This window comes from Streptomyces sp. NPDC001594 (assembly GCF_042893675.1).
Lineage (GTDB): Bacteria > Actinomycetota > Actinomycetes > Streptomycetales > Streptomycetaceae > Streptomyces.
Genome location: NZ_JBIAVB010000003.1, coordinates 219849 through 246181 on the forward strand (window position 1 = coordinate 219849; position 26333 = coordinate 246181).

Genomic DNA, 26333 nt, shown 5'->3' on the forward strand with positions numbered 1-26333 from the left:
GAAAACGGGCATCTTTGCCCGACGCCCTGGTGTGATGCCCGGCGGGGACGGAAGTGAAACCACCGGATTCAGGACTACTTATGTTGCGTCCTGCATAGTGTCTCACTCCCGGCCCGCTTAGCCTATGGCGCCGCCGATCCAGGTTCCCAGGACGTACGTCACACCGGCCGCGGCACCACCCAGGACAAGCTGGCGCATACCGCTGTACCACCAGGACCGGGCCGTGACCCGCGCCACCACCGCGCCGCAGGCGAAGAGGCCGACGAGCGCCAGCAGCACGGCCGGCCACAGGGCGGTCGCCCCGAGCAGGTAGGGCAGCACGGGCAGCAGCGCGCCCAGCGCGAAGGAGCCGAAGGACGACACGGCCGCCACCAGCGGCGAGGGCAGGTCGTCGGGGTCGATGCCGAGCTCCTCGCGGGCGTGGATCTCCAGCGCCTGCTCCGGGTCGCGGGACAGCTGCATGGCCACCTCGCGGGCGAGGGCGGGCTCGACCCCGCGCGAGACGTAGAGCTCCGCGAGCTCCTCCATCTCGTCGACCGGGTGCTTGCGCAGCTGCTGGCGCTCCACGTCGAGCTCGGCGAGGACCAGCTCGCGCTGCGAGGCGACGGAGGTGTACTCGCCGGCCGCCATCGAGAAGGCGCCGGCGGCGAGGCCGGCGAGGCCGGTGATGACGATGGTCGCCGGGGCCACCGCCCCGCCCGCCACACCGGTCATCAGCGCGAGGTTGGAGACCAGGCCGTCCATGGCGCCGAAGACGGCCGGGCGCAGCCAGCCGCCGTTGACGTCGCGGTGGGTGTGGTTGTCGCGGTGGGCGGTGTGCAGCGGCGCTTCGGTGTCGATGATGGACATGCGGCGTATCTCCCCTTTTCGCATGAGTGGGTACGCGAAAGCGACGCGCAGCCGTGCCCTCCCCGGGCACTCCCCTGAACACCTCGAAACTACGCACGATTTGCGGCCGCCGCCAGCAAGGAAGGCCGTACTTACCTGGGCTTTCGCGGGTCGGCGACCGGGTGACGGGGGTGTTCGCGGGGTGTTTCGCGGCGAGCGACAAACCACATGGCGTGGCACAAATCCCCCAGGGGCTCATGATGGGTCCCCATCACGTGGGAGAGGCGCGCCATGGAGTTGGTCGCATGCAATCCGCAGGTCCTCCTCGAACGGGCCCGGGGCGCGCTGCTGGGCCTCGCGGTGGGTGACGCGCTGGGCGCCCCGGCGGAGAACATGAAGCCGTCACAGATCCGGGCGCGGTGGGGCCGGATCGAGGGGTTCGTGTCGGATGACCCGGCGGGGACGGACGACACCGAGTACGCCATCTTCTCCGGCCTGCTGCTGGCGCGCCACGGGTCGGCGCTGACCGTGGCCCACGTCGAACGGGCCTGGCACCATTGGATCGCCGACCTGGACGAGGGGCCGTTCCGCGGGGCCGGCTTCTCGGAGCGGGGCACGCTGGAGAACCTGCGCCGGGGTCTGGCCGCGCCCATCTCGGCGCAGCACCGGCACGCGTGGTCGGACGGGCTGGCGATGCGGGCGGCCCCGTTCGGGGTGTTCGCGGCTGGCCGCCCGGCGGAGGCGGCCCGGCTGGTCGCCATCGACGGGTCGGTCAGCCACGACGGGGAGGGCATCTACGGGGGCCAGGCCGTCGCCGCCGGGGTGGCGGCGGCCATGGCCGGGGGCTCCCCGGCGTCGGTCGTCTCGGCTGCCCTGTCGGTCATCCCGCCGGACTCGTGGACGGCCCGCTCGCTGAGGCGTGCGGTCACGGCCGCCCCGCGCGGGGAGCGGGCGGTGCGGTCGGCGGTGGTCATCGGCGGGTATCCGTGGACGGACCTGGCCCCGGAGGCGGTGGGCCTGGCGTTCGGGGCCTTCGCCGCCTGTGCGGGGGACTTCCCGTCCTCGGTCCTCACGGCGGTGAACATGGGCCGGGACGCCGACACCACGGCGGCGGTTGCGGGCGCCCTCGCGGGCGCCCTGTCCGGCGCCCCGGCCATCCCCGCCGCCTGGTCCTCGGCGATCGGCCCGGTCCGCGGCAGCTGCCTGCCGTCGATGCGCGGCCACCACGTCCTGGACATCGCGGACCTCCTCACCCCGGAGCCGGCCCGATGACCCCACCGTCCCCCACCCCGGCCCACGAGGGCGGCGGGGGCCGGAACGCACCGCGTGTCCTGCTGCCGGGACACGGAGGCGGGGCACGGGGCCTCGCCGGGGCCGGGGAGGCGGGCCGGGGGGCTGGGGGTGCGCCGCAGGTATCCAAGGGCGCACCGGCCGACGCGGTGGGGGAAGGTTTCGCCACCCAGGCCGGAGTGGCCGACGGGGTGGTCCCGGGGCCGAATCGGGCGGCACTGGCCGAGGCCGGATCGCCGGGGCGTGCCCGAAGCGGCCAGGCCCCGGCCGCACCAGCGGCCACAGCGCACGCGGCCCCCACCCACACCGGACTACCGGAACCCACCCGCACCGGGCACGCCCCAGACGCACCACCAGCAACAGCCGACGCGGCCCCCGCCCCCACCCGACTGCCGCAACCCACCCCGACCAGCCAGGCCCCAGACGCACCACCGGCAACGGCCCACACCGGGCTACCGGAACCCACCCGCACCAGGTACGCCCCAGACGCACCACCAACAACAGCCGACGCGGCCCCCACCCACACCGCGCTGCCGGAACCCGCCCGCCCCCAGGGCGTCCTCCCCGCAGTGGTCCCCGCCGCCCTCCCCCGGGCCGCAGCCGCGGATGCGGCCCGCACGGCGCCCGCACGGGCGGACCGTAGTCCGGCCCCGCCGGCGCGGGCGGACCTCGCCGACCGCGGCCGGGGCGGGCTCCGGCGGATCGAGGGGCTGTTGCTCGGGCTCGCCGCAGGCGACGCGGCCGGGTGGCCCTCCGCCCGGCACCGGGCCAGCCGGATGCCCGAGTGGACCCGCCGCCTCACCCGCGAGCTCGACACCTTCGCCGAGCAGAACGCCACCACCACCCTCCCCGTCCCCATCGCCCTCAACCAGCCCCCCGAGCCCCTGCGCCTCGGCCCCTCCGACGACGCCGAATGGGCCGCCTTCGCCGCCGAGTCCGTGCTCACCGCCGCCGGCGCCCTGCTCAGCGACCTCTCCCGGTCCCGCCGTATGCGCGCCGCCCTCGACCTGGCCTGGAACGCCCTGGCCAGCGAGGTCGCCGCGGCGGCGGAACGGGCCCCCGAGGTCGAGTCCGCCGTGCTGCCGATGCGCGCCCGGATCTCCGTACGGGCCGGGCTCGGCAACCTCGCCGCCGGTCTGCGCCCGCCCGCCACCGGCCACGACAACCCGCACTACTTCGACGACGCCGCCTGCGTCCGCGCCTGCGTGCTCGCCGTCGTCCACCCCGGCGACCCCCACGCCGCCGCGGAACTCGCCGAGTTCGACGCCCGTTACACCCAGGACGGCGACGGGGTCCACGGCGCCCGCGCCATGGCCGCCGCCGTCGCGACCGCCCTCGCCGGGGCGGGCACCGAGGCCGCCGTCGACGCCGCCCTGGAACAGCTGCCCGCCGCCACCGAGATCGGCCGCAACGCCCGGCACGCCGTCCAGCTCGCCCGTACCGACGGCGAGGGCGCCTTCGCCCTCGTCCCGCTCCTGGAACACCAGATCGTGGACCACGTCTACAGCTACGGCATCGCCGCCGCCGAGACCGTCCCCGTCGCCCTGGCCCTGGCCACCGCCGCCCGTGGCCGGGCGGCCGAGGCCGTGCCGGCGGCCGCCTGCCTCTCGCGCGTCGCCGACTCCGCGCCCGCCCTCGCGGGCGCCCTCACCGGCGCCCTCGGCGGCGGCGACTGCCTGCCAGCCTCCTGGCGCGAGGCCTGTCGCGTGCTGTCCGGCTGCGCGCTGCCCCGCCTGGCCGGAACCGACCTGGTCGAGCTCGCCGCGCTCCTCACCCGTACGGAACTCACCGCACCGACCGACGCACAAGGGATGATTCGATCATGACGCTCACGCTGGAGGACCGGATCACCGGCTCCCTCGTCGGCGCCGCCGTCGGTGACGCCCTCGGTGGCCCGGTGGAGGGCTGGTCCCCCGAGCAGATCGCCGAACGGCACGGCGGCCGCGTGCACGGGATCGTCGGCCCCTGGTACGAGGACTGGCGCACCGCCCGCCCCATCGCGCCGTACCACAAGGGCGACGGGCACGTCACCGACGACACCCTCATGACGCACGCGCTGGTCCGGGTCTACGCGGCCGTACGGGACCACCTGGACGCGTACGCGATCGCCGAGCACCTCGTGCCCGACCTGATGTCCGTACCGCGCTGGATCCCCGAGCTGGAGGCCGAAGCCCTGCCGCTGCAGCGGGTGTTCCTCGCGGAGAAGTGGATCGTGACGCGGCTGCACTACGCGCACGCCGACCCCCGCGAGGCCGGCACCGGCAACATCGTCAACTGCGGTGCGGCGATGTACATGGCGCCGGTCGGACTGGTCAACGCGGGCAACCCGCGGGGCGCCTACGCCGAGGCGCTGGACATCGCGGGCGCCCACCAGTCCTCGTACGGGCGGGAGGCGGCCGGGGTCTTCGCGGCGGCCGTCGCGGCGGCGTGCCTGCCGGGGGCGACGGCCGCGTCGGTGGTGGAGACCGCGCTGGAGCTGGCCAAGGACGGCACCCGGGCCGCCATCGCGGCGGTCCGGGACGCGGCCCTGCGCCACCGGGACTTCGAGTCCGCGCTCGGGCCGCTGCGGGAGGCGGTGGCTCCGTACGACTCGGTCGGCCCGGACTACCGCGCGCCCTCGCTCGGCGCCCGGCGGCCGTCGCGGCTGCACTCGATCGAGGAACTGCCGATCGCGCTCGGGATGCTGCTGGTCGCCGACGGCGGGTACGAGACTGCGGTGCTCGGCGCCGTCAACTACGGGCGGGACTGCGACTCCACGGCCGGCATGGCGGGGGCGATCGCCGGGGCGCTGGGCGGGGCGGGGGCGGTCCCGGAGGGCTGGGCCAAGCGGGTCGCCGAGGCCAGCCGCCTGGACCTGCACGCCCCGGCGGCGGCCCTGGCCGCCGTGGCCCGCGAGGTCTTCACCCGCGACCACGCCCGCCGCCGCACCCACGAAACGGCCTTCACGGCCCTGGCGACTCCCCGATGACAAAACCCCCCACCGCCCCGCCCGACCGCACCCCGCCGACCACCACCGGCACCCACCCGGCACCACCGGACGTCCCCCCACGGAGCCCGGCGGGGGCCGGCGCGCGTGCCGGAGGCCCCGCGTCGGCCGGAGACGGCGGCGCCTCCGAACCGGTCGCGGGCGCGCCCCGGAGCGCAGCTGCCGAGCCCGCGTCTTCTCCGTCGGGCCGGACGGCCGGGTCGGCGCTCGTACGGCTGACCTGGGCGCAGCCCGAGGACCTGGTCGGGCACGAGCTGCGGCAGGCCGCCGAGGACGGCCGGGACGCCGGGCCGTTGCTGCGGACCTGGCTGGCGGCGGGCGGACACCCGGCCCCCGCCCGGGCCGGCGCCTCCCCCGCCCCGGCGGGGCCGGAGCTGCGTGCCCTCGCCACCCGCCTCCTGGACGAACTCGCGGCCCTCCCCGTCCCGTCGGCCGCCGACGAGCCCACGTCCTGGCCCGCCATCCGCGCGACCTGGCCCCGGGCCGGCCGTACCCCGCTCACCGACCCGGGACCCACCAGCCCCGGACCCCTGCCCGCGGGTACGCGTCGCCCCGACCCGGCGGACGCCCACCGCCCCACCTCCCCGGCCGGACCCGAGCGCTCCCCCGCCCCGGAGCGCGAACCCGCCGCAGCCCCGGCGGCCACCGCACCGCGCGCCGCGCCGGCCCGGGCAGCGGGAGCCGGGGCGGATGGGCCGGCAGCGGGTGCCGACGCCCTCTGTGAGCGGCTGGAGGCCGCCTGGGTGGGGCGGGCCGTGGGGTGCGTGTTGGGCAAGCCCGTCGAGAAGCTGCCGCTGCACGGGATCCGGGCGCTGGCCCGGGCCGCCGGGAACTGGCCGCTCGACGACTGGTTCACCGCCCGCGGCGTCCCCGCGGAGCTGCTCGCCGCCCACCCCTGGAACCGCCGCTCCGCCGCCACCTCCCTCGCCGAGAACATCGACGGCACCCCCGAGGACGACGACCTGAACCACCCCCTCCTCGGCCTGCTCCTCCTCCAGCGCCACGGCCGGCGCTTCACCACCGCCGACCTCGGCCGGCTCTGGCTCGACGAGCTCCCCGCCGGCCGGGCCTTCACCGCCGAGCGGATCGCGTACCGCAACCTGCTCCTCGGCCTGGAACCCCCGCTCACCGCCACCCACCACAACCCCTTCCGCGAGTGGATCGGCGCCCTCATCCGCGCCGACGTCCACGGCTGGACCAACCCCGGCGACCCGGCCGCCGCCGCCGAGCAGGCCTGGCGGGACGCCTCCCTCAGCCACACCGCCACCGGCCTCCACGCCGCCCTCTTCGCCGCCGCCACCCTCGCCGAGGCCGCCTCCGGCCGGGCCGACGTGCACGGCGCGCTGCGGGCCGGACTGGCCGTCGTACCGCCCCGCTCGCGCCTCGCCGAGGCCGTCCGCTTCGGGATCCGCACCGCCCGCGAGGAGGGCGACTTCGAGCGGGTCGTGGACCTGCTGCACGCCCGTTACGGCGGCTACCACTGGGTGCACGCCCTGCCGAACACCGCCCTGATCGCGGCCGCCCTCACCCACGCCGACGGGGACTTCACCCGTTCCGTGTGCGGCGCGGTGTCCGGCGGCTGGGACACCGATTCCAACGGGGCCACCGCCGGCTCCGTCGCCGGACTGCTCGCCGGCTCCCCCGACCGGATCCCCGAGCGGTGGACCGCGCCGCTCCGCAACCGCCTCTCCACCACCGTCGCCGGCTTCGACGGCGTCGGCTTCGACACCCTCGCCCGACTCACCGCCCAGGAGGCAGCCCGACCATGACGGCCATCGCCGTGCTCGGCAGTACGAACATGGACCTCGTCGCCTACGTCCCCAAGGCCCCGAACCCCGGGGAGACCGTCACGGGACGGGAGTTCCGCACCGTCCCCGGCGGCAAGGGCGCCAACCAGGCGGTGGCCGCCGCCCGCCTCGGCGGGGAGGTGGTGATGATCGGCGCGGTCGGCGCGGACGAGTTCGGCGTCCGGCTGCGCGCGGCCCTCGCCGGGGCGGGGGTCGAGACCGCCGCCCTGCGCACCGTCGAAGGGGCCAGCGGCACCGCCCACATCACCGTCGACGACGAGGGCGCCAACAGCATCATCGTGATCCCCGGCGCCAACGGCCGCGTCACCGGTCTGGAGCCGGGTGACGACTCCCGCATCGGCGCCGCCGACTGCCTGCTGCTCCAGCTCGAACTCCCCCTGGAGGCGGTCCTCGCGGGTGCCCGTGCCGCCCGCGCCCACGGGGTGCGCACGGTCCTCACCCCGGCCCCGGTACGGCCCCTGCCGCCCGAACTCCTCGCCGCCACCGACCTGCTGGTGCCCAACGAGCACGAGGCCGCCGCCCTGACCGGGCTCACCGACCCGCACCGGGCGGCGGAGGCGCTGCTGCGGGAGGTCCCGGAGGTGGTGATCACCCTGGGCGCGGCGGGCTCCCTGTACGCGGCCCGGGGGCGTGAGCCGCTGAGCGTGCCGGCGCCCCGGGTGCGGGCCGTGGACACCACCGCCGCCGGTGACACCTTCGTGGGGGCGCTCGCGGTGGCCCTCGGGGAGGGCCGGCCGGTGCGGGAGGCGCTGCGCTGGGCTTCGGTGGCGGCTTCCCTCTCGGTGCAGCGGCCCGGGGCGCAGTCCTCGATGCCGACGCGCACGGAGACGGACACCGCCGCCCAGACCGACCCCGGGACGGCGGGAGAACCCTCATGACCCCGCCCCCACCTCCCCAACCGCCCCCGGCCCCCGGGCCCGACGCCGGGCCGCTGGTCGGGCTGCGGGTGCTGGATCTGGCCACGCTGTTCGCCGGGCCCCTCGCCGCCACGCTGCTCGGGGACTTCGGGGCCGAGGTGGTCAAGGTCGAGCACCCCGGGCGGCCCGACCCCTCGCGCGGGCACGGGCCCGCCAAGGACGGGATCGGGCTGTGGTGGAAGCTGCTCGGCCGGAACAAGCGGACGATCACCCTCGACCTGTCCACCCCGGGCGGCCGGGACACCCTGCTGCGGCTGGCCGCCACCGCCGACGTGGTGGTCGAGAACTTCCGCCCGGGCACCCTGGAGCGCTGGGGCCTGGGCTGGCCCGAGCTGTCGGCGGCCAACCCCCGCCTCGTCCTGGCCCGGGTCACGGCCTTCGGCCAGCAGGGCCCGTACGCCCGCCGCCCCGGCTTCGGCACCCTCGCCGAGGCCATGAGCGGCTTCGCCGCGATCACCGGCGAGCCGGACGGCCCGCCGACCCTGCCGCCGTTCGGCCTCGCCGACTCGATCGCCGCGCTGACCTGCGCGTACGCCGTGATGACCGCCCTCGCCGGACGGGAGCGGACCGGGCAGGGGCAGGTCGTGGACCTGGCGATCGTCGAGCCGATCCTGACCGTGCTGGGCCCGCACCCGCTCTGGTACGACCAGCTCGGCTACGTCCAGCCCCGCACCGGCAACCGCTCCGCGAACAACGCCCCCCGCAACACCTACCGCAGCGCGGACGGCCGCTGGCTGGCGGTGTCCGCGTCGGCCCGCTCCATCGCGGAGCGGGTGGTCCGGCTGGTGGGGCGGCCCGAGCTGGCCGACGAGTCCTGGTTCGAGACCGGCACCGGCCGGGCCGCGCACACGCACCTCCTCGACGAGGCGGTCGGCGGCTGGATCGCCCGCCACAAGGCGGAGGAGGTGGTCACCGCCTTCGAGGAGGCCGAGGCGGCCGTCGCCCTGGTCTACGACGTACGGGACGTGCTGGCCGACCCGCAGTTCGCGGCCCTCCACACGGTCACCGAGGTCGAGGACCCCGAACTCGGACCGCTACGGATGCAGAACGTCCTCTTCCGGCTGTCGGAGACCCCCGGCGGGATCCGCTGGGCGGGCCGCCCGCACGGCGCGGACACCGAAGCCGTCCTCACCGAACTCGGCCTGACCCGGGCCGAGATCACCGCTCTGCGCACGGAGGGTGCGTTGTGATCCTGACCTGGCTGTACGCACCCGGGGACCGCCCGGCGGTGGTGGAGAAGGCCCTGCGCTGCGGGGCGGACGCCGTGATCGTGGACCTGGAGGACTCGGTGTCGGCCTCCCGCAAGGAGTACGCCCGCGCCGCCACCGCCGAGCTGCTCGGCGAACGGCCGCCGGTGCCGGTGCACGTCCGGGTGAACGCGTTCGGCTCCCCCTGGGCGGGCGCCGACCTCGCCGCCCTGGCCCGCCTGCGCGGGCTGGCGGGGCTGCGGCTGCCGAAGGTCGACGCCCCGGAGCAGATCGTCCGGGTCGCGGACCGGATGGGCGGGGTCGCGCTGTACGCGCTGCTGGAGTCCGCGCTGGGGGTGGAACGGGCGTACGAGATCGCCCGCGCGCACCCTTCCCTGCAGGGGCTGACCCTGGGCGAGGCGGACCTCTGCGCGGACCTCGGGGTCTGCGCGGAGGGTGGGCTCGACTGGCCGCGCTCCAGGGTGGTCGTGGCCGCCCGGGCCGCCGGGCTGGCGCCGCCGGCGCAGTCGGTGTTCCCGGACATCCGGGACCTGGAGGCGCTGGCCGCGTCCTGTGCGCGGGGGCGTTCGCTGGGGTTCCTGGGGCGGGCGGCGATCCATCCGCGGCAGCTGCCGGTGATCGAGCGGGCGTTCCTCCCGGGGCCGGAGGAGGTCGTCGCCGCGGAGGAGATCGTCACGGCGGCCCGGGCCGCCCCCGGCGCGCTCGCCCTCCCGGACGGCCGCTTCGTCGACCCCGCGGTCGTGGCGGCGGCCCACCGCACCCTCGCGCTCGCGCGGCGTCCCCAGTAGCCCTGCGGGGCTGATCCCCTACCCGCCCTTCGCCCGTTCCCTGTGGGCTCCGCCCCCAGACCCCCCGCACCGGGTACGCCGAAGGGGGCGCCGCACCTGGTGCGGCGCCCCCTTCGGGCAGCTCGTCGTCAGCTCTTGTCGGGTTCCGGGGCCGCGTCCGCCCCGCCCTTGGTCAGCCCGACCGGCTTCGCGTCGGCCTTGGCGTCTCCCGCCCCCGCAGCGGCGTCGGCCGCAGCCTCCGGCTTCGCCACCTCAGCCCCGCCGGAGGCGGCCGGCTCCGGTTCCACGACCTCCTCGCGCCCCGGCCGCAGCTTCGCCGAGAGGACGAAGTAGACGACCGCGAGGACGAAGACCACGATGGCCGTCCAGACGTTCAGGCGGAGGCCCATGATGTGGTGCGCCTCGTCGACCCGCAGGTACTCGGTCCAGACCCGCCCGGAGCAGTACGCGGCCACGTACAGGGCGAAGGCCCGCCCGTGCCCGAGCTTGAAGCGGCGGTCCGCCCAGATGACCAGCGCGGCGACGCCCAGGCACCACAGGGACTCGTACAGGAAGGTCGGGTGGTAGAGGCCGGCGACCCGGTTCGGGCCCTCGCTGATCTTCAGCGCCCACGGCAGGTCGGTGGGGCGGCCGTACAGCTCCTGGTTGAACCAGTTGCCCCAGCGGCCGAAGGCCTGGGCGATGGCGATGCCGGGGGCGAGGGCGTCGGCCCAGGCGGGCAGCGGGATGCCGCGCAGCCGGCAGCCGATCCAGGCCCCCACCGCGCCGAGCGCGATCGCGCCCCAGATGCCGAGGCCGCCCTCCCAGATCTTGAAGGCGTCGACCCAGTCCCGGCCTTCGCCGAAGTAGAGCTGGTAGTCGGTGATCACGTGGTAGAGGCGACCGCCGACCAGGCCGAAGGGCACCGCCCACACCGCGATGTCCGCGACCGTGCCCGGCTTTCCGCCGCGCGCGATCCACCGCTTGTTGCCGAGCCAGACGGCGACGAAGACGCCGATGATGATGCAGAACGCGTAGCCGCGGAGCGGGATCGGCCCGAGATGGAGCACGCCGGTCGACGGACTGGGGATGTAAGCAAGGGTCATGGCAAGGCTGACGCTACCTTGCCGGGCGGTGGCCACCGCAACCCGCCCGGCAAGCTGATACCGAAACCACACACGGCGGTCGCCGCGGCTCAGTCCTCCGTAGTCCCCTTGGACACCGTCTTCGAGCCGGCGGACCCCGATGCGCCCGCCTTCGGCACGGAACCGGACTTCCCGGAAGCGGAAGCCGACGGGGAGGCCGAAGCGGAAGCCGAGGGCTTCGGGGTCACCCCCGCGTTGGCCTCGACCTTCTCCTTCAGCTTCTGCGGGGTCAGCGGGTTGGCCTGGTCGCCGAAGATGTCCTTGCCGTCGAGCAGCACCGTCGGGGTGCCCTTGAACTTTCCGGCCCGGAACGCCTCGTGCGACTTGGCGACCCAGCTGTTGTGGGTGCCGTCCTCCACGCAGGAGCGGAAGGCCGGGGTGTCGAGTCCGTCGACCTTCTTCGACAGCTCCAGCAGCTTCGCGTTCTTGGCGTAGGCGTCGTCCGTCTCCGGCGGCTGGTTCACGAAGAGGACGTCGTGGTACGCGGGGAACTTGCCGGCGTCCTGCGCGCAGGCCGCCGCGTTCGCCGCGTTCAGGGAGCCCGTGCCGCGCATGTTGCCGTCGATCAGGGTCACCAGGTGGAACTCGATCTTGAGCAGCCCCCTGTTCTCCAGGTCGTGGAGGGTGTCCCGGTAGTTGTCCTCGAAGGCCTTGCAGGCGGGGCAGCGGAAGTCCTCCCACACCGTGAGGGTGGACTTGGCGCCGTCCTTGCCGGTCTGGATGGCGAGCGCGTCCTTGCCGGTGGCGCCCGAGGGGGCCGCCACCGGGCCCTTGGCGGTCTTGTCGCCCTTGCCGGTGTTGGCCGCGATCACGCCGACGACGGCGGCCAGGCCGAGGACGCCGACCACCGCCCCGCCGACCACGAGGGCGCGCCTGCGCTTGTCCTTCCTCTTCTGCTGCTCGCGCTCCTCCTGGAGTCGCTCCCGGGCCGATCGTTTCGTCACATCGCGGTTCGCACCGTCGTTCTTCTCGCTCACGTTCCGCCAAACGAAGCAGGGAGGCACTCGCGTGCCTCCCTGCTCCCGATTCCACCCGATCGGGCTACAGAACCCCCGTAAGGGCCCGCCCGGCGTCAGGACCTGCGTACGCCTTCCGCGAGGTCGCCCGCCAGTGCCCGCACGGCCTCCAGGCCCGCGGGCAGGTCCGGGGCTTCCAGCAGCAGCTTCACGAAGGCCGAGCCGACGATCACACCGTCCGCGAAGCCCGCGACCTCCTTGGCCTGCACGGCGTTGGAGACGCCCAGGCCCACGCAGACCGGGAGCCCACGGCGGGCAGCAGCGGTGGCGCGGGTGCGGCGGACCAGTTCCTGGGCCTCGTGCCCGACCGACTCGCGGGTGCCGGTGACGCCCATGAGGGAGGCGGCGTAGACGAAACCGGAACCGGCCGCGGTGATGGTGGCCAGGCGCTCGTCCTTGCTGCTGGGGGCCACGACGAAGACGGTCGCCAGACCGTGCTTCGCCGCGTGCTCGCGCCACAGCGCGGACTCCTGGACCGGCAGGTCGGGCAGGATGCAGCCCGCACCGCCGGCCGCGGCCAGCTCGGCGGTGAACCGCTCGACGCCGTAGCGGTCGATGGGGTTCCAGTACGTCATGACCAGGATCGGGACCCCGGTGGCCTCGTAGGCCTCGCGCACGGTGCGCATCACGTCGGCGATCTTGACGCCGCCGCGCAGGGCGATGTCGTCGGCGGTCTGGATGACGGCGCCGTCGAGGACCGGGTCGCTGTGCGGCAGGCCGATCTCGACGACGTCGGCGCCGCCGGCGATGACGGCCTTGACCGCCTCGATGCCGCCGTCCACGGTCGGGAACCCGGCCGGGAGGTAGGCGACGAGGGCGGCGCGGTCCTCGGACCTGGCCTTGGCGAGGGTGTCGGTCAGCAGCTGAAGGTTGCCTGAATTCTCGCTGGCCGTGCTCACTTGGTCTCCCCCTCGGGCTCCGTGCCGTCGTACAGCCCGAAGTAGCGGGCCGCCGTGTCCATGTCCTTGTCGCCGCGGCCGGACAGGTTGACGACCAGCAGCCCGTCCTTGCCCAGCTCCTTGCCCAGGTCGAGGGCGCCCGCGAGGGCGTGGGCCGACTCGATGGCCGGGATGATGCCCTCGGTGCGCGACAGCAGGCGCAGGGCCTGCATGGCGGCGTCGTCGGTGACGGCGCGGTACTCGCCGCGGCCGCTGTCCTTGAGGTAGGAGTGCTCGGGGCCGATGCCCGGGTAGTCCAGACCGGCGGAGATGGAGTAGGGCTCGGTGATCTGGCCCTCCTCGTCCTGGAGGACGTAGGAGCGGGAGCCGTGCAGGATGCCGGGCTCGCCCGCGGTCAGGGTGGCCGCGTGCTCGCCGGTCTCCACGCCGTGCCCGGCGGGCTCGAAGCCGACGAGGCGGACGTCCGCGTCGGGGATGAAGGCGTGGAAGAGGCCGATGGCGTTGGAGCCGCCGCCGACGCAGGCCGCGACGGCGTCGGGGAGGCGTCCGGCGCGCTCCAGGATCTGGCGGCGGGCCTCGACGCCGATGACCCGGTGGAAGTCGCGGACCATGGCGGGGAAGGGGTGCGGGCCCGCGACGGTGCCGAAGAGGTAGTGGGTGCGGTCCACGTTGGCGACCCAGTCGCGGAAGGCCTCGTTGATGGCGTCCTTGAGGGTCCGGGAGCCGGACTTCACGGCGATGACCTCGGCGCCGAGCATCCGCATGCGGGCCACGTTGAGGGCCTGGCGCTGGGTGTCGATCTCGCCCATGTAGATGGTGCAGTCGAGGCCGAAGAGGGCGCAGGCGGTGGCGGTGGCGACGCCGTGCTGGCCGGCGCCGGTCTCGGCGATGACGCGGGTCTTGCCCATGCGCTTGGTGAGCAGCGCCTGGCCCAGCACGTTGTTGATCTTGTGCGAGCCGGTGTGGTTGAGGTCCTCGCGCTTGAGGAAGATCCGGGCACCGCCCGCGTGCTCGGCGAAGCGGGGGACCTCGGTCAGGGCGCTGGGGCGGCCCGTGTAGTTGACCATGAGGTCGTTGAGCTCGGCGGCGAAGGCGGGGTCGCCCTTGGCCTTCTCGTACTCGACGGCGACCTCGTCCACGGCGGCGACGAGGGCCTCCGGGATGAACTTGCCGCCGAAGTCGCCGAAGTAGCCCTCGGCGTTGGGGACGGAGCCTTCCGGGTCCGGGATGAAGAACGAGCTGGTGGACATGCCACTACTCCTACGTGGTGCGGTATGCGATGCCGACGGGTGGCTGGGATGCACCGTATTGCGCCGTCGGTCCGGCGCCCGCGCACCCCGCTGGAGGGGGTGGGGGTACGGACGGAGCGGCCCTCGCCGGGAGCCGTCGGGCGGCTCGGGGGACGGGGCCGTACGCGGCCGGCCGGGCCCGGTGCCCACGAGGCTGCCGGGCGGGCGGGACCGTCGTTACGACGCGGCTCCGCCGCGCCATCGCATGCCGTTGACCTGACCGGGCTCGGAGCCGATCACGTAGCGCACCCGCCGCCCGTGGACGCGCCGGGCCGGGGCGCGGCAGCCGCGGGGGCGGCAGCCGCGCGCCAGGGGCGCGTGCGCCGTCGGCACGCCGGCCGGGCCGTGGCCCGGGCGGGTGCGGACGGAGGGGCGGGAGGGGGCCATGGGAGGGTCAGCTCCGCCCGTGGCGCAGGGCGGGGTGGGCGCCGGCGGCGACGAGGTCGGCCACGGCCGCCTTCGGGTCGCGGCCGGTGACCAGGGACTCGCCGACGAGGACGGCGTCGGCCCCCTCGTTGGCGTAGGCGATCAGGTCGTGGGGTCCGCGGACCCCGGACTCGGCGACCTTCACGATGTGGGGCGGGATCTCGCCGACGACGCGCTCGAAGGTGGAGCGGTCGACCTTGAGGTCCTTGAGGTTGCGCGCGTTGACGCCGATGATCTTGGCGCCGGCGGCGACGGCCCGCTCGATCTCCTCCTCGTCGTGGACCTCCACGAGCGGGGTGAGGCCGATGGACTCGGCCCGCTCGATGAGGGAGACGAGGGCCTCCTGGTCCAGCGCCGCCACGATCAGCAGCACGAGGTCGGCGCCGTAGGCGCGGGCCTCCCACAGCTGGTACGCCGTGACGATGAAGTCCTTGCGCAGGATCGGGATGTCGACGCGGGCGCGGACGGCCTCCAGGTCGGCCAGCGAGCCGCCGAAACGACGCTGCTCGGTGAGGACGGAGATGACCGCCGCACCGCCCGCCTCGTAGTCGGCGGCGAGCCCGGCCGGGTCGGCGATCGCGGCCAGCGCGCCCTTGGAGGGGCTGGAGCGCTTGACCTCGCAGATCACCTTGACGCCGTCGCCGCGCAGGGCCGCGACGCCGTCCTTGGCCTGGGGCGCCTTGGCGGCACGCTCCTTGAGCTCGTCGAGGCTCACGCGGGCCTGCCGTTCGGCAAGGTCTTCGCGGACCCCTTCGATGATCTCGTCGAGCACACTCACGCGAGCGGCCCCCTTCCGGGTCGATGACGTTCGGCCGCCTTGCGGACACGTACCACTGCAAGGTCAGCAATCAAATGGTATCCGCAGGTCGCCACGGCCTCCGCACGGAGTTCGCCGCGTCCCAGGGTCTGGACACTCGGAATATGGGGTTCCTCCAGTCCCTCGGCAGGTCCCGCAAGGGCTCAGGGGGCCAAAGCGGATCCGATCGGTAGGTTCCGGACAACCGTGAAGGCGAGCGCCAGCGTGCCGATCGCCCACCACCAGGCGGGCCCGAGCGCGATCCGAGGCACCGGACCGCCGCGGAAGGCCCGCACCAGCCACAGCGCGGTGAAGCCCGCGAACACGAGGTAGCCGACGACGGCCAGGGCGTTGTCGCCCAGGGCCGTCACGAGGTCCCCCCGGGCGAAGGCGTGCGCGCTGCGCAGCCCGCCGCAGCCGGGGCACAGGACGCCGGTCAGCCGGAACAACGGGCAGACCGGGTAGTGGCCGGGCTGGTTGGGGTCCACGGCGCCCACGTACGCGAAGGCGGCCACGGCCCCGGCCAGGGTGAGCGCCGGAGCGGCCAGCCGCCGCGCCCGTGAGGTCCGTGCGGGGCCCAGGGCCTGGGCGGGGCCCGGGCCGGGGGGAGTGCAGGAGGCGTCCACCCGCTGATTCTCTCCGCTCATGACGGAAGGCGCAGCCCGCCCGGGCCACGCCTTCCGTAGGCCAGGGGCTCGGCTCAGGCCTTCGCGGCGAGCTGCTTGGCGGCGATGACCTCGGCGAGGTCGGCGTGGGCCGGCTTGGGCATGCCCATGCCGGCGGCCTTCATCGCGAGGCCGACGACACCGCCGAGCGCGACGACGACCAGGCCCGCCCAGAACCCGATCGGGTTCGCCAGCACCATGAAGGCGCCGGAGACGCAGAAACCGATGAAGGAAATGACGACACCGGTCCAGGCGGCCGGGGTGTGTCCGTGGCTCGTGCCCGCCATGAGTTGCTCCTCGTAGATCTGTCGGGCGTGACGTCTCGCACGCTCGAGGTCATTGTCCCGCACGTGGCGTGCGGATTCACCGGCGGGTGGCCCGTTCGGCCCGTCACCGGGGCCGCGGTGCGCACCGGGTTCGGCCCGGTCCTCAGCCGGTGGGGTCCTCGCCCCGGTCCAGGGCCTTCCACAGGTCCTCGGGCCGGTCCGGGTCCACCGCCGCGGGCGTACGCCGCCGGGGGCTGCCGTCGCGCTCGTAGCGGCCCCCCATCGCGGGCCAGCTCCGGCCGAAGCGCAGCGCCAGCAGCCCGGCGAGCAGGATCAGGGCCGCGCCGGCGGCCGTGATGTAGGGCCACGCCGTGTGGCTCAGCTCCACCACCCGTGCGGCGGTGTCGGCGGTCGCCACGGCGGCCCGCTCGTCCAGCGCCCGGCGGTCGTCGGCGGCGGCCACGGCCGACAGTGCGGCGCCCAGGCCGCTCAGCGCGAGCAGCGCGGAGACCAGCAGCCGACCCCGCCCGCGTACGGCGAACACCGCGACCAGGGCGGCCAGGCCGACGATGGCCAGGGCCGCGGGGAGGCCGGTGACGGCCCGCCCGTCCGCGGTCAGCGGGAGCGAACCGCCCCCGACGGCGGCGCTGCCCCGGGCCCAGACGCGGCCGGAGGCGAGCAGGACGACGGTGGCGCCGAGCGCGCCGAGCAGCAGGGCGACGGCCACCGTGCGGCGGCCCGCGCCGCTCTCGGGGGCGTCGGCGTTCGGGGACAGGGGTACGGCACTCACGTACCCCACTATCCCCTACGCCCTCAGCCGCGGTGGAGGCGGTTCGCCGCTCCCACCGCCCGGAGCACCGCGGCGGCCTTGTTGCGGCACTCGCGGTCCTCCAGCTCGGGCACCGAATCGGCGACCACACCGGCCCCGGCCTGGACGTACGCCGTGCCGTCGCGCAGCAGCGCCGTACGGATGGCGATGGCCGTGTCGGAGTCCCCGGCGAAGTCGAGGTAGCCGACGCAGCCGCCGTAGAGCCCGCGGCGGGTGGGCTCCAGCTCCTCGATGATCTGCATGGCGCGCGGCTTGGGCGCGCCGGAGAGGGTGCCGGCCGGGAAGCAGGCGGTGAGCACGTCGAAGGCGGTCTTGCCCTCGGCGACCCGCCCGGTGACGGTGGAGACGATGTGCATGACGTGCGAGTAGCGCTCGATCGACATGAAGTCGACGACCTCCACCGAGCCCGGCTCGCAGACCCGGCCGAGGTCGTTGCGGCCGAGGTCGACGAGCATCAGGTGCTCGGCGCGCTCCTTGGGGTCGGCCAGCAGCTCGTCGGCGAGGTCGTTGTCCTCCTGCGGGGTGGCGCCGCGGTGGCGGGTGCCCGCGATGGGGTGGACCATGGCCCGCCCGTCCTCGACCTTGACCAGCGCCTCGGGGCTGGAGCCGACCACGTCGAAGCCGTTCTCGAAGCGGAAGAGGTACATGTACGGGGACGGGTTGGTGGCGCGCAGGACCCGGTAGACGTCCAGCGCGGAGGCCTGGCAGGGGGTCTCGAACCGCTGCGAGGGCACCACCTGGAAGGCCTCTCCGGCCCGGATGCGCTCCTTCACGTCCTCGACGGCCGCCTGGTACTTCTCGCCGCCCCACAGGGCCTCGAAGGCCGGCAGCTCGGAGGCGGGCAGGGCGGCGGGCGCGTAGGGGGCGGGCCGGGCGAGGTCGGCCTCCATGGCGTCGAGCCGGGCCACGGCGTCCGCGTACGCCTCGTCCACGCCGGTGTCGAGGTCGTTGTGGTTGATGGCGTTGGCGATGAGCTGGACCGTGCCGTCCCAGTGGTCGAGGACCGCCAGGTCGGAGGTGAGCAGCATGGTCAGCTCGGGGAGCCGGAGGTCGTCCTCGGTGTGGTCGCCGATGCGCTCAAGGCGGCGGACGATGTCGTAGCCCAGGTATCCGACCATGCCGCCGGTGAAGGGGGGCATGCCGTTCGCCAGGTCGCGCGGAGTGTGCAGGGCCTCGACGGTGGCGCGCAGGGCCTCCAGGGGGTCGCCGGCCGTGGGGACGCCGACGGGCGGGGTGCCGATCCAGTGGGCCTCGCCGTCCTTGACGGTGAGGGTGGAGTCGCTGCGCACGCCGACGAAGGAGTAGCGGGACCAGGAGCGGCCGTTCTCGGCGGATTCCAGCAGGAAGGTGCCGGGGCGTTCGGCGGCCAGCTTGCGGTAGAGCCCGACCGGGGTGTCCCCGTCGGCGAGCAGCCGGCGGCTGACGGGGATGACACGGCGGTCGGCCGCGAGCTTGCGGAAGGTCTCGAGATCCATGGGGTGGGACCCTAACTGCCTAGTCGGCGTCGCTGAGCAGGACATCGGCGTCGAAGCAGGTGCGCGCGCCGGTGTGGCAGGCGGCCCCGACCTGGTCGACCTTGACGAGCACGGTGTCGGCGTCGCAGTCGAGGGCGACGGACTTCACGTGCTGGTAGTGGCCGGAGGTGTCACCCTTGACCCAGTACTCCTGGCGGCTGCGGGACCAGTAGGTGCAGCGGCCGGTGGTGAGGGTGCGGTGCAGGGCCTCGTCGTCCATCCAGCCGAGCATGAGCACCTCTCCGGTGTCGTACTGCTGGGCGATGGCCGGGACCAGGCCGTCGGCGGAGCGCTTGAGGCGGGCGGCGACGGCGGGGTCGAGGGGGGACGTACTCATGGGGCCATTGTGCCGCGCCGGGGTGCCCCCCATTGATCTCCGTCCGACTGATGGGCAGCCGCGAAACGGGTTCCGGCCGTAGGCTGGCCGGTATGTCTACCCATGCGAAGCGTGAACGCCTGCTGCTGGCCGATCTGTTGGAGGCCGCCGGGCCGCAGGCCCCGACGCTGTGCGAAGGCTGGACCTGCCGGGACCTGGCCGCGCACGTGGTCGTCCGCGAGCGCCGGCCGGACGCGGCGGGGGGCCTGCTGCTGAAGGTCCTCAAGGAGCGGCTCGACCGGGCCATGGCCGAGTACACGGCGAAGCCGTACGAGGAGCTCGTCCAGCTGATCCGCACCGGGCCGCCCAGGCTGTCCGTGTACGCGCTCAAGCAGGTGGACGAGGCGGCGAACGCGGTGGAGTTCTTCGTCCACGCGGAGGACGTGCGCCGGGCCCAGCCGGACTGGTCGCCGCGGACGCTGGACCCGGTGTTCTCGGACGCGCTGTGGTCCCGGCTGGAGAAGCTGGCCCGGCTGACGGGGCGGCGCTCGCCGGTGGGACTGGTGCTGCGGCGTCCGGACGGGCGTACGGCGGTGGCGCACAAGGGGCTGCCGGTGGTGACGGTGACGGGCGAGCCGGGTGAGCTGACCCTGTTCTGCTTCGGCCGCCAGGCCGCCGCCTCGGTGGACCTGGAGGGCGAGAAGGAGGCCGTCTCCCGCCTGACGGTGGCGCAGCTGGGCATCTGATCCTTCACGCGCCGCTCGCGCGGCTCGGCCGTGGCCGGCCTCACCGGCTTCGCGGCGCTGCGGCGGACTCCGTCCGCCGGCGGCCCGGACCGCGGCCGAAGCGCCGCCGCCCGCGGGTCAGCCGCCGCGCCGGGTCCGGGGCGCGGCCCCCGGGCCCGGTACCGCCGGGCCGGTGAAATCGGGCATGGCGGGCCCAGGGAAAAGGTTTCCGCAGCCCGCCCCGTCCCTACGCTCCGTCACGGATGCCGACCGGTTCGGTGTCGTCACCGTGGAAGGAACGGAACCCCCCATGCGTCTTCGCACCACCGCCGCCGCCCTCGCCGGAGCCCTCGCGCTGGTCCTCCCCGCCGGAGCCCAGGCGTTCGCCGACGACGGCAAGGCCCTGAACTACGTGTACGTGGACCAGAGCAACGCCGAGAAGAGCGCCCAGGTCAAGGACACGGGCGCGGACAAATGCCATGCCCTGCCGTCCGCCGCGTCGGACGTCGTCGAAGCCGTGAACGACAGCGACACGGCCGCGCTGCTCTTCGACAACGACATGTGCGAGGGCGAGCCCCACATCGTCCTCCAGCCGCGCGAGAAGGCCGGCGACTTCAAGGCCGCCGCGGTGGCCTTCGAGCCGGTGCGCAAGCAGGAGCAGCAGGCGGACAAGCAGCAGAGGCCCGAGCAGGGCCAGCAGATGGAGCACGACCACCAGCAGGACGACGCCGACTCGTCCGACGACTTCCGCTAGGGAACCCCGGCGGGGGCACCCGGGGCGGTCCCCGGGTGCCCCCGTCGGCACGTGCGCGGCCGCGGTCAGCGGACGGGGTGGCCCGCCTCGCGCAGGGTCGCCTTGACCTCGGAGATCCGCAGGTCGCCGAAGTGGAACACCGACGCCGCGAGCACCGCGTCGGCGCCCGCCGCGATGGCGGGCGGGAAGTGCTCCAGCTTCCCGGCGCCGCCGGAGGCGATCACCGGGACGGTGACGTGCTTGCGGACGGCGGCGATCATCTCGGTGTCGTAGCCGTCCTTGGTCCCGTCGGCGTCCATCGAGTTGAGCAGGATCTCCCCGGCGCCCAGCTCGGCCGCGCGGTGCGCCCACTCGACGGCGTCGATGCCGGTGCCCCGGCGGCCGCCGTGGGTGGTGACCTCGAAGGAGCCGGACTCGCTGCGGCGGGCGTCGACCGACAGCACGAGCACCTGGCGGCCGAAGCGTTCGGCGATCTCCTGGATCAGCTCGGGGCGGGCGATGGCGGCCGTGTTGACGCCCACCTTGTCCGCGCCGGCCCGCAGCAGCTTGTCCACGTCCTCGGCGGTGCGGACGCCGCCGCCGACGGTGAGCGGGATGAAGACCTGCTCGGCGGTCCGCCGGACCACGTCGTAGGTGGTCTCGCGGTTGCCGGAGGAGGCGGTGATGTCGAGGAAGGTCAGCTCGTCGGCGCCCTCGGCGTCGTAGAGCTTGGCCATCTCCACCGGGTCGCCGGCGTCCCGCAGGTTCTGGAAGTTGACCCCCTTGACGACGCGGCCGTTGTCCACGTCCAGGCAGGGGATCACACGTACGGCGAGGCTCATCGCGCGACCTCCTTGAAGGCCTCTACCTCCACCTCGACGACCATGCCCGGCTCGACGAAGCCATTGACGATGATCATGGAGGCGGCGGGGCGGACGGCGTCGAAGAGGGTCTTGTGGGCGCGGCCCACCTCTTCGACGTCACGGGCGTGGGTGAGGTACATCCGGGTGCGGACCACGTGCTCGGGGCCCATCCCGGCCTCGGCGAGCGCCTTGAAGGCGACCTCGAAGGCCTTGACCGTCTGGTCGTAGGGGCCGCCCGCGTCGGCGGCCGTGCACCCGGAGACCAGGACCAGGCCGTTGGGGAGGGCGACGGCGCGCGAGTAGCCGATCACGTCCTCGTAGGGGCCGCCGGAGGAGATCCGGCGCACGCCGGAGCCGGAGGGGGCGGAGGAGTCGGAGGTGCTCATGCGCGGACCGCCTCCAGGGCCTCTTCCAGGGTGAAGGCCTTGGCGTACAGGGCCTTGCCGACGATCGCGCCCTCGACGCCCAGCGGGACCAGCTCGGACAGGGCCCGCAGGTCGTCCAGGGAGGAGACGCCGCCGGAGGCGACGACGGGCCGGTCGGTGGCGGCGCAGACGTTCCTCAGCAGCTCCAGGTTGGGGCCGGTGAGGGTGCCGTCCTTGCCGATGTCGGTGACGACGTAGCGGGCGCAGCCCTCGGAGTCCAGGCGGGCGAGGGTCTCGTAGAGGTCGCCGCCCTCGCTGGTCCAGCCGCGGCCCTTGAGGGTGGTGCCGCGCACGTCCAGGCCGATGGCGATCCGGTCGCCGTGCTCGGCGATGGCCTTGGCGGCCCACTCGGGGGTCTCCAGGGCGGCGGTGCCGAGGTTGACGCGGGTGCAGCCGGTGGCGAGGGCCGCGGCGAGCGTGGCGTCGTCCCGGATGCCGCCGGACAGCTCCACCTTGATGTCCATGGCGCGGGTGATCTCGGCGACCAGGGCGCGGTTGTCACCGGTGCCGAAGGCGGCGTCCAGGTCGACGAGGTGCAGCCACTCGGCGCCGGAGGCCTGCCAGGCGAGGGCCGCCTCCAGCGGGGAGCCGTAGGAGGTCTCGCTGCCGGAGACGCCGTGCACGAGACGTACGGCCTGGCCGTCGCGGACGTCGACCGCGGGGAGGAGTTCGAGCGTGGGTGCGGTCATCACAGGGTCTCGATCCAGTTGGTGAGGAGCTGGGCGCCGGCGTCGCCGGACTTCTCGGGGTGGAACTGGGTGGCCCACAGGGCCCCGTTCTCCACCGCCGCGACGAACCGCTCGCCGTGCGTGGCCCAGGTGACCTTGGGGCCCCTGATCCTGGGGTTGGTGACCTCCAGGGTCCAGTCGTGGGCCGCGTAGGAGTGCACGAAGTAGAAGCGGGCGTCGGCGTCCAGGCCGGCGAAGGCCTGGCTGTCGGCGGGTGCCTCGACGGTGTTCCAGCCCATGTGGGGGACGACGGGGGCCTTCAGCGGGCCGACGGTGCCGGGCCACTCGTCCAGGCCCTCGGTCTCGACGCCGTGCTCGATGCCGCGCTCGAAGAGGATCTGCATGCCGACGCAGATGCCCATGACGGGGCGGCCGCCGGAGAGCCGGCGGCCGATGATCCAGTCGCCGCGGGCGTCCTTGAGCCCCTGCATGCAGGCGGAGTAGGCGCCCACGCCGGGCACGAGGAGGCCGTCGGCGTCCATGGCCTTGTCGTAGTCGCGGGTGATCTCGACGTCCGCGCCGACGCGCGCGAGGGCGCGCTCGGCGGAGCGGACGTTGCCGAAGCCGTAGTCGAAGACCACGACGTTCTTCTTGGCGCTCATTCCCAGATTCCTTGGATTCGCAGGATCCCGGCGGCCAGGCACATGGCGGAGCCGAGGGCGAGCAGAACGATCACCGACTTGGGCATCTTCTGCTTCTGGAAGGAGTAGACGCCCCCGGCCAGGAACAGGCCGAGGACGATGAGGACGGTGTTGAGGCCGTTCACTTCTAGAGGGCGCCCTTCGTGGAGGGCAGGATGCCGGCCGCGCGCGGGTCGAACTCGGAGGCGTAGCGCAGGGCGCGGGCCAGCGCCTTGAACTGGCACTCCACGATGTGGTGGGCGTTGCGGCCGTACGGGACGTGGACGTGCAGGGCGATCTGGGCCTGCGCGACGAAGGACTCCAGGATGTGCCGGGTCATCGTCGTGTCGTACTCGCCGATCATCGGCGCCATGTTCTCGGGCTCGGTGTGCACGAGGTAGGGGCGGCCGGAGAGGTCCACGGTGACCTGGGCGAGGGACTCGTCCAGCGGCACGGTGCAGTTGCCGAAGCGGTAGATGCCGACCTTGTCGCCGAGGGCCTGCTTGAAGGCGGCGCCCAGCGCGAGGGCGGTGTCCTCGATGGTGTGGTGGCTGTCGATGTGCAGGTCGCCGTCCGTCTTGACCGTGAGGTCGAAGAGGCCGTGGCGGCCGAGCTGGTCGAGCATGTGGTCGTAGAATCCCACGCCCGTCGAGACGTCGACCCGGCCGGTGCCGTCGAGGTTTATCTCGACCAGGACCGAGGTCTCCTTCGTGGTGCGCTCGACCCGTCCGATGCGGCTCATGCCTGCTGCTCCTTCTTCAGTGCGCGAACCGCTTCCAGGAACGCGTCGTTCTCGGCCGGGGTGCCCGCGGTGACCCGCAGCCGGCCCGGTACGCCGTTGTCCCGGACCAGGACGCCCTGGTCGAGGATCTTCTGCCAGGCGGTGTGGGAGTCCTCGAACTTCCCGAACTGGATGAAGTTCGCGTCGGACTCGGTGACCTCGAAGCCGAGGGCCCGCAGCTCGGTGACGAGGCGGTCCCGCTCGGCCTTGAGCTGCTCGACGTAGCCGAGCAGGGTGTCGGTGTGCTCCAGGGCGGCCAGCGCGGTCGCCTGGGTGACGGCCGACAGGTGGTACGGCAGGCGTACGAGCTGCACGGCGTCGACCACGGCGGGGTGCGCGGCGAGGTAGCCGAGGCGCAGGCCGGCCGCGCCGAAGGCCTTGGACATGGTCCGGGAGACCACCAGGTGCGGGCGGCCCTCGATCAGCGGGAGGAGGGAGTCGCGGTGGGAGAACTCCACGTACGCCTCGTCCACGACGACCAGGGAGGGCTTGGCCGCCTGGGCGGCCTCGTAGAGGGCCAGGACCGTCTCCGCCTCGACCGCGGTCCCCGTGGGGTTGTTGGGCGAGGTGATGAAGACGACGTCGGGGGCGTGCTCCGCGATGGCCCGCTCTGCGGCCTCCACGTCGATGGTGAAGTCCTCCCGGCGGGGGCCGGAGATCCAGCCGGTGCCGGTGCCGCGCGCGATGAGCGCGTGCATCGAGTAGGAGGGCTCGAAGCCGATCGCCGTGCGCCCCGGGCCGCCGAAGGTCTGCAGCAGCTGCTGGAGGACCTCGTTGGAGCCGTTGGCGGCCCAGACGTTCTCCCGGGAGACCGGGTGCTTGCCGGTGCGGGTGAGGTACTTCGCGAGCTCGGTGCGCAGCTCGACCGCGTCCCGGTCGGGGTAGCGGTTGAGGGTGCGGGCGGCCTCGGCGACGCGCTCGGCGATGCGCCGGACCAGGGGCTCGGGGAGCTCGTACGGGTTCTCGTTGGTGTTCAGCTGGACGGGGACGTCCAGCTGGGGGGCGCCGTACGGCGTCTTGCCGCGGAGCTCGTCGCGGATGGGCAGGTCGTCGATGCCGGTCACGGGGTCGGCACCTTCCAGCCGAAGCGGGCCTTGAGGGCGGCGCCGTGCGCGGGCAGGTCCTCGGCCTCGGCGAGGGTGACCACGTGGTGGGTGACCTCGGCGAGGGCGTCGCGGGTGTAGTCGACGATGTGGATGCCGCGCAGGAAGGACTGCACGGACAGGCCCGAGGAGTGGCAGGCGCAGCCGCCGGTGGGCAGGACGTGGTTGGACCCGGCGCAGTAGTCGCCGAGGGAGACCGGTGCCCAGGGGCCGACGAAGATCGCGCCGGCGTTGCGGACGCGGGCGGCCCAGCCGGCGGCGTCGGCGGTCTGGATCTCCAGGTGCTCGGCGCCGTACGCGTCGACCACCTTGAGACCCGCCTCCAGGTCGTCGACCAGGACGATCGCGGACTGCTTGCCCGCCAGGGCGGGCTTGATCCGGTCCTCGACGTGCTTGGTCGCGGCGACCTGCGGCTCCAGCTCCTTCTCCACGGCGTCCGCGAGCTCGGCGGAGTCCGTGACGAGGACGGCGGCGGCCATCGGGTCGTGCTCCGCCTGGCTGATCAGGTCGGCGGCGACGTGCGCCGGGTCGGCCGTGGAGTCGGCGAGGACGGCGATCTCGGTCGGGCCGGCCTCGGTGTCGATGCCGATCTTCCCGGTGAAGTAGCGCTTGGCCGCGGCGACCCAGATGTTGCCGGGGCCGGTGACCATGTTCGCGGGGGCGCACTCGTCCGTGCCGTACGCGAACATCGCGACGGCCTGGGCGCCGCCGGCCGCGTACACCTCGTCGACGCCGAGCAGCGCGCACGCGGCCAGGATGGTCGGGTGCGGCAGCCCCTCAAACTCCTTCTGCGGCGGGGAGGCGAGCGCGATGGACTCGACGCCTGCCTCCTGGGCGGGGACCACGTTCATGACGACGGAGGACGGGTACACGGAGCGGCCGCCGGGCGCGTACAGGCCGACGCGCTCGACGGGAACCCACTTCTCGGTCACGGTGCCGCCGGGGACCACCTGGGTGGTGTGCTCGGCGCGGCGCTGGTTGCGGTGCACGATCCGGGCGCGCCGGATCGACTCCTCCAGGGCGGCGCGGACCGCCGGGTCCAGCTGTTCCAGCGCGGCCGTGAGGGCCTGCGCCGGTACCCGGACCTGCGTGAGCTCGACCCCGTCGAACTTCCGCGCGTACTCGATCAGCGCCGCCGTGCCACGATGATGGACGTCCTCGCAGATGGGCCGCACCTTCTCCAGGGCGGCTTCCACGTCGAACTCGGCACGGGGCAGCAGATCGCGCAGGGCGCCACCCTCGGGGAGGGCGTCACCGCGCAGGTCGATACGAGAGATCACGTCCCAATTCTCTCAGACCGGCTCCCACCACCGTCCGCCCGTATCACTGGCTGATACACGCCCCGGATGTCACAGGCTGCGATTAGCTTTCCCGTACACGGGGATGACGG

At 74.2% G+C, this 26333-nt stretch carries 29 protein-coding genes; 9 read left to right on the forward strand and 20 right to left on the reverse strand.

Features of this window, described 5'->3' with window-relative positions; translation table 11 throughout:
* Positions 1 to 117: 117 nt before the first annotated feature.
* Positions 118 to 849, reverse strand: a complete 732-nt coding sequence (locus tag ACFY0O_RS07305) for a VIT1/CCC1 transporter family protein (RefSeq protein WP_358896938.1) — start codon at positions 847 to 849, stop codon at positions 118 to 120.
* A 270-nt stretch (positions 850 to 1119) separates the two neighbouring features.
* Between ACFY0O_RS07305 and ACFY0O_RS07310 the strand changes: the two genes are divergently transcribed.
* The 7 genes from ACFY0O_RS07310 (at position 1120) to ACFY0O_RS07340 (ending at position 9825) form a co-directional block, all read left to right on the forward strand.
* Complete coding sequence (locus tag ACFY0O_RS07310) at positions 1120 to 2100, forward strand: ADP-ribosylglycohydrolase family protein (protein WP_388943858.1); 981 nt, start codon at positions 1120 to 1122, stop codon at positions 2098 to 2100.
* 587 nt (positions 2101 to 2687) lie between these two features.
* Positions 2688 to 3944 carry an ADP-ribosylglycohydrolase family protein gene (locus ACFY0O_RS07315; RefSeq protein WP_388943861.1) on the forward strand — a complete coding sequence of 419 codons (1257 nt, stop codon included), beginning with the start codon at positions 2688 to 2690 and terminating at the stop codon, positions 3942 to 3944.
* Positions 3941 to 5086, forward strand: a complete 1146-nt coding sequence (locus ACFY0O_RS07320; RefSeq protein ID WP_388943863.1) for an ADP-ribosylglycohydrolase family protein — start codon at positions 3941 to 3943, stop codon at positions 5084 to 5086. Before ACFY0O_RS07315 ends, ACFY0O_RS07320 begins: the two co-directional genes overlap by 4 nt.
* Entirely contained in the window at positions 5083 to 6873 is a 1791-nt protein-coding gene (locus ACFY0O_RS07325; protein WP_388943865.1) for an ADP-ribosylglycohydrolase family protein, read from the forward strand. Before ACFY0O_RS07320 ends, ACFY0O_RS07325 begins: the two co-directional genes overlap by 4 nt.
* On the forward strand, positions 6870 to 7790 hold the full coding sequence (gene rbsK / locus ACFY0O_RS07330; RefSeq protein WP_388943867.1) for a ribokinase: 921 nt from the start codon (positions 6870 to 6872) through the stop codon (positions 7788 to 7790). Before ACFY0O_RS07325 ends, rbsK begins: the two co-directional genes overlap by 4 nt.
* Positions 7787 to 9019 carry a CaiB/BaiF CoA transferase family protein gene (locus ACFY0O_RS07335; protein WP_388943870.1) on the forward strand — a complete coding sequence of 411 codons (1233 nt, stop codon included), beginning with the start codon at positions 7787 to 7789 and terminating at the stop codon, positions 9017 to 9019. The genes rbsK and ACFY0O_RS07335 overlap by 4 nt, the downstream gene beginning before the upstream one ends.
* Positions 9016 to 9825 carry an HpcH/HpaI aldolase/citrate lyase family protein gene (locus tag ACFY0O_RS07340; protein WP_388943873.1) on the forward strand — a complete coding sequence of 270 codons (810 nt, stop codon included), beginning with the start codon at positions 9016 to 9018 and terminating at the stop codon, positions 9823 to 9825. The genes ACFY0O_RS07335 and ACFY0O_RS07340 overlap by 4 nt, the downstream gene beginning before the upstream one ends.
* A 128-nt stretch (positions 9826 to 9953) precedes the next feature.
* On the opposite strand, the gene lgt is transcribed toward ACFY0O_RS07340, so the two are convergent.
* From lgt to hisI, 11 genes are all read right to left on the reverse strand, one after another.
* Entirely contained in the window at positions 9954 to 10910 is a 957-nt protein-coding gene (gene lgt, locus ACFY0O_RS07345; protein ID WP_388943876.1) for a prolipoprotein diacylglyceryl transferase, read from the reverse strand.
* A gap of 89 nt (positions 10911 to 10999) precedes the next feature.
* Positions 11000 to 11926: a thioredoxin domain-containing protein gene (locus ACFY0O_RS07350; RefSeq protein WP_388943879.1), complete on the reverse strand. Its 927-nt coding sequence runs from the start codon at positions 11924 to 11926 to the stop codon at positions 11000 to 11002.
* 95 nt (positions 11927 to 12021) lie between these two features.
* Complete coding sequence (gene trpA / locus ACFY0O_RS07355; protein WP_388943881.1) at positions 12022 to 12864, reverse strand: tryptophan synthase subunit alpha; 843 nt, start codon at positions 12862 to 12864, stop codon at positions 12022 to 12024.
* Entirely contained in the window at positions 12861 to 14114 is a 1254-nt protein-coding gene (gene trpB / locus ACFY0O_RS07360) for a tryptophan synthase subunit beta (RefSeq protein WP_388943884.1), read from the reverse strand. The genes trpA and trpB overlap by 4 nt, the downstream gene beginning before the upstream one ends.
* A 216-nt stretch (positions 14115 to 14330) precedes the next feature.
* Positions 14331 to 14540 (reverse strand): tryptophan biosynthesis modulator TrpM, encoded by a 210-nt coding sequence (trpM, locus tag ACFY0O_RS07365; protein WP_045950210.1) that lies wholly within the window; start codon positions 14538 to 14540, stop codon positions 14331 to 14333.
* 7 nt (positions 14541 to 14547) lie between these two features.
* On the reverse strand, positions 14548 to 15357 hold the full coding sequence (trpC, locus tag ACFY0O_RS07370) for an indole-3-glycerol phosphate synthase TrpC (RefSeq protein WP_388943887.1): 810 nt from the start codon (positions 15355 to 15357) through the stop codon (positions 14548 to 14550).
* 182 nt (positions 15358 to 15539) lie between these two features.
* Positions 15540 to 16022 carry a DUF2752 domain-containing protein gene (locus ACFY0O_RS07375; RefSeq protein WP_388943889.1) on the reverse strand — a complete coding sequence of 161 codons (483 nt, stop codon included), beginning with the start codon at positions 16020 to 16022 and terminating at the stop codon, positions 15540 to 15542.
* A 53-nt stretch (positions 16023 to 16075) separates the two neighbouring features.
* On the reverse strand, positions 16076 to 16327 hold the full coding sequence (locus ACFY0O_RS07380; RefSeq protein ID WP_358896960.1) for an HGxxPAAW family protein: 252 nt from the start codon (positions 16325 to 16327) through the stop codon (positions 16076 to 16078).
* Between the two features lie 142 nt (positions 16328 to 16469).
* Positions 16470 to 17105, reverse strand: coding sequence for a TIGR02234 family membrane protein (locus ACFY0O_RS07385; protein ID WP_358896962.1), 636 nt, complete (start codon positions 17103 to 17105; stop codon positions 16470 to 16472).
* A 14-nt stretch (positions 17106 to 17119) separates the two neighbouring features.
* A complete protein-coding gene (locus tag ACFY0O_RS07390; protein WP_388943892.1) occupies positions 17120 to 18610 on the reverse strand; it encodes an anthranilate synthase component I in 1491 nt (496 codons plus the stop codon).
* Between the two features lie 19 nt (positions 18611 to 18629).
* The gene (gene hisI / locus ACFY0O_RS07395; RefSeq protein WP_351883298.1) at positions 18630 to 18986 is read right to left on the reverse strand and encodes a phosphoribosyl-AMP cyclohydrolase; all 357 of its coding nucleotides are present in this window, start codon (positions 18984 to 18986) and stop codon (positions 18630 to 18632) included.
* A gap of 92 nt (positions 18987 to 19078) precedes the next feature.
* Here hisI and ACFY0O_RS07400 point away from each other — a divergent pair, with 92 nt between their 5' ends.
* Both ACFY0O_RS07400 and ACFY0O_RS07405 read left to right on the forward strand, forming a co-directional pair.
* A complete protein-coding gene (locus tag ACFY0O_RS07400) occupies positions 19079 to 19711 on the forward strand; it encodes a TIGR03085 family metal-binding protein (protein WP_388943896.1) in 633 nt (210 codons plus the stop codon).
* A gap of 289 nt (positions 19712 to 20000) precedes the next feature.
* The gene (locus ACFY0O_RS07405) at positions 20001 to 20444 is read left to right on the forward strand and encodes a hypothetical protein (RefSeq protein ID WP_388943899.1); all 444 of its coding nucleotides are present in this window, start codon (positions 20001 to 20003) and stop codon (positions 20442 to 20444) included.
* Positions 20445 to 20509: 65 nt separating this feature from the next.
* On the opposite strand, the gene hisF is transcribed toward ACFY0O_RS07405, so the two are convergent.
* From hisF to hisD, 8 genes are read right to left on the reverse strand one after another with little or no spacing between them, the layout of a single operon-like run.
* Positions 20510 to 21265 carry an imidazole glycerol phosphate synthase subunit HisF gene (hisF, locus tag ACFY0O_RS07410; RefSeq protein WP_388943902.1) on the reverse strand — a complete coding sequence of 252 codons (756 nt, stop codon included), beginning with the start codon at positions 21263 to 21265 and terminating at the stop codon, positions 20510 to 20512.
* Positions 21262 to 21672: a RidA family protein gene (locus tag ACFY0O_RS07415; RefSeq protein WP_388943905.1), complete on the reverse strand. Its 411-nt coding sequence runs from the start codon at positions 21670 to 21672 to the stop codon at positions 21262 to 21264. Before ACFY0O_RS07415 ends, hisF begins: the two co-directional genes overlap by 4 nt.
* Positions 21669 to 22400 (reverse strand): bifunctional 1-(5-phosphoribosyl)-5-((5-phosphoribosylamino)methylideneamino)imidazole-4-carboxamide isomerase/phosphoribosylanthranilate isomerase PriA, encoded by a 732-nt coding sequence (priA, locus tag ACFY0O_RS07420; RefSeq protein WP_344154086.1) that lies wholly within the window; start codon positions 22398 to 22400, stop codon positions 21669 to 21671. The genes ACFY0O_RS07415 and priA overlap by 4 nt, the downstream gene beginning before the upstream one ends.
* Positions 22400 to 23041, reverse strand: a complete 642-nt coding sequence (gene hisH, locus ACFY0O_RS07425) for an imidazole glycerol phosphate synthase subunit HisH (RefSeq protein WP_358896974.1) — start codon at positions 23039 to 23041, stop codon at positions 22400 to 22402. Before hisH ends, priA begins: the two co-directional genes overlap by 1 nt.
* Positions 23038 to 23205 (reverse strand): hypothetical protein, encoded by a 168-nt coding sequence (locus tag ACFY0O_RS07430; protein WP_167747577.1) that lies wholly within the window; start codon positions 23203 to 23205, stop codon positions 23038 to 23040. The genes hisH and ACFY0O_RS07430 overlap by 4 nt, the downstream gene beginning before the upstream one ends.
* Before the next feature lie 2 nt (positions 23206 to 23207).
* Complete coding sequence (gene hisB / locus ACFY0O_RS07435; RefSeq protein WP_079426023.1) at positions 23208 to 23801, reverse strand: imidazoleglycerol-phosphate dehydratase HisB; 594 nt, start codon at positions 23799 to 23801, stop codon at positions 23208 to 23210.
* Positions 23798 to 24904, reverse strand: coding sequence for a histidinol-phosphate transaminase (locus ACFY0O_RS07440; protein WP_358896977.1), 1107 nt, complete (start codon positions 24902 to 24904; stop codon positions 23798 to 23800). Before ACFY0O_RS07440 ends, hisB begins: the two co-directional genes overlap by 4 nt.
* Positions 24901 to 26223, reverse strand: a complete 1323-nt coding sequence (gene hisD, locus ACFY0O_RS07445) for a histidinol dehydrogenase (protein WP_388943910.1) — start codon at positions 26221 to 26223, stop codon at positions 24901 to 24903. The genes ACFY0O_RS07440 and hisD overlap by 4 nt, the downstream gene beginning before the upstream one ends.
* Between the last annotated feature and the right edge of the window lie 110 nt (positions 26224 to 26333).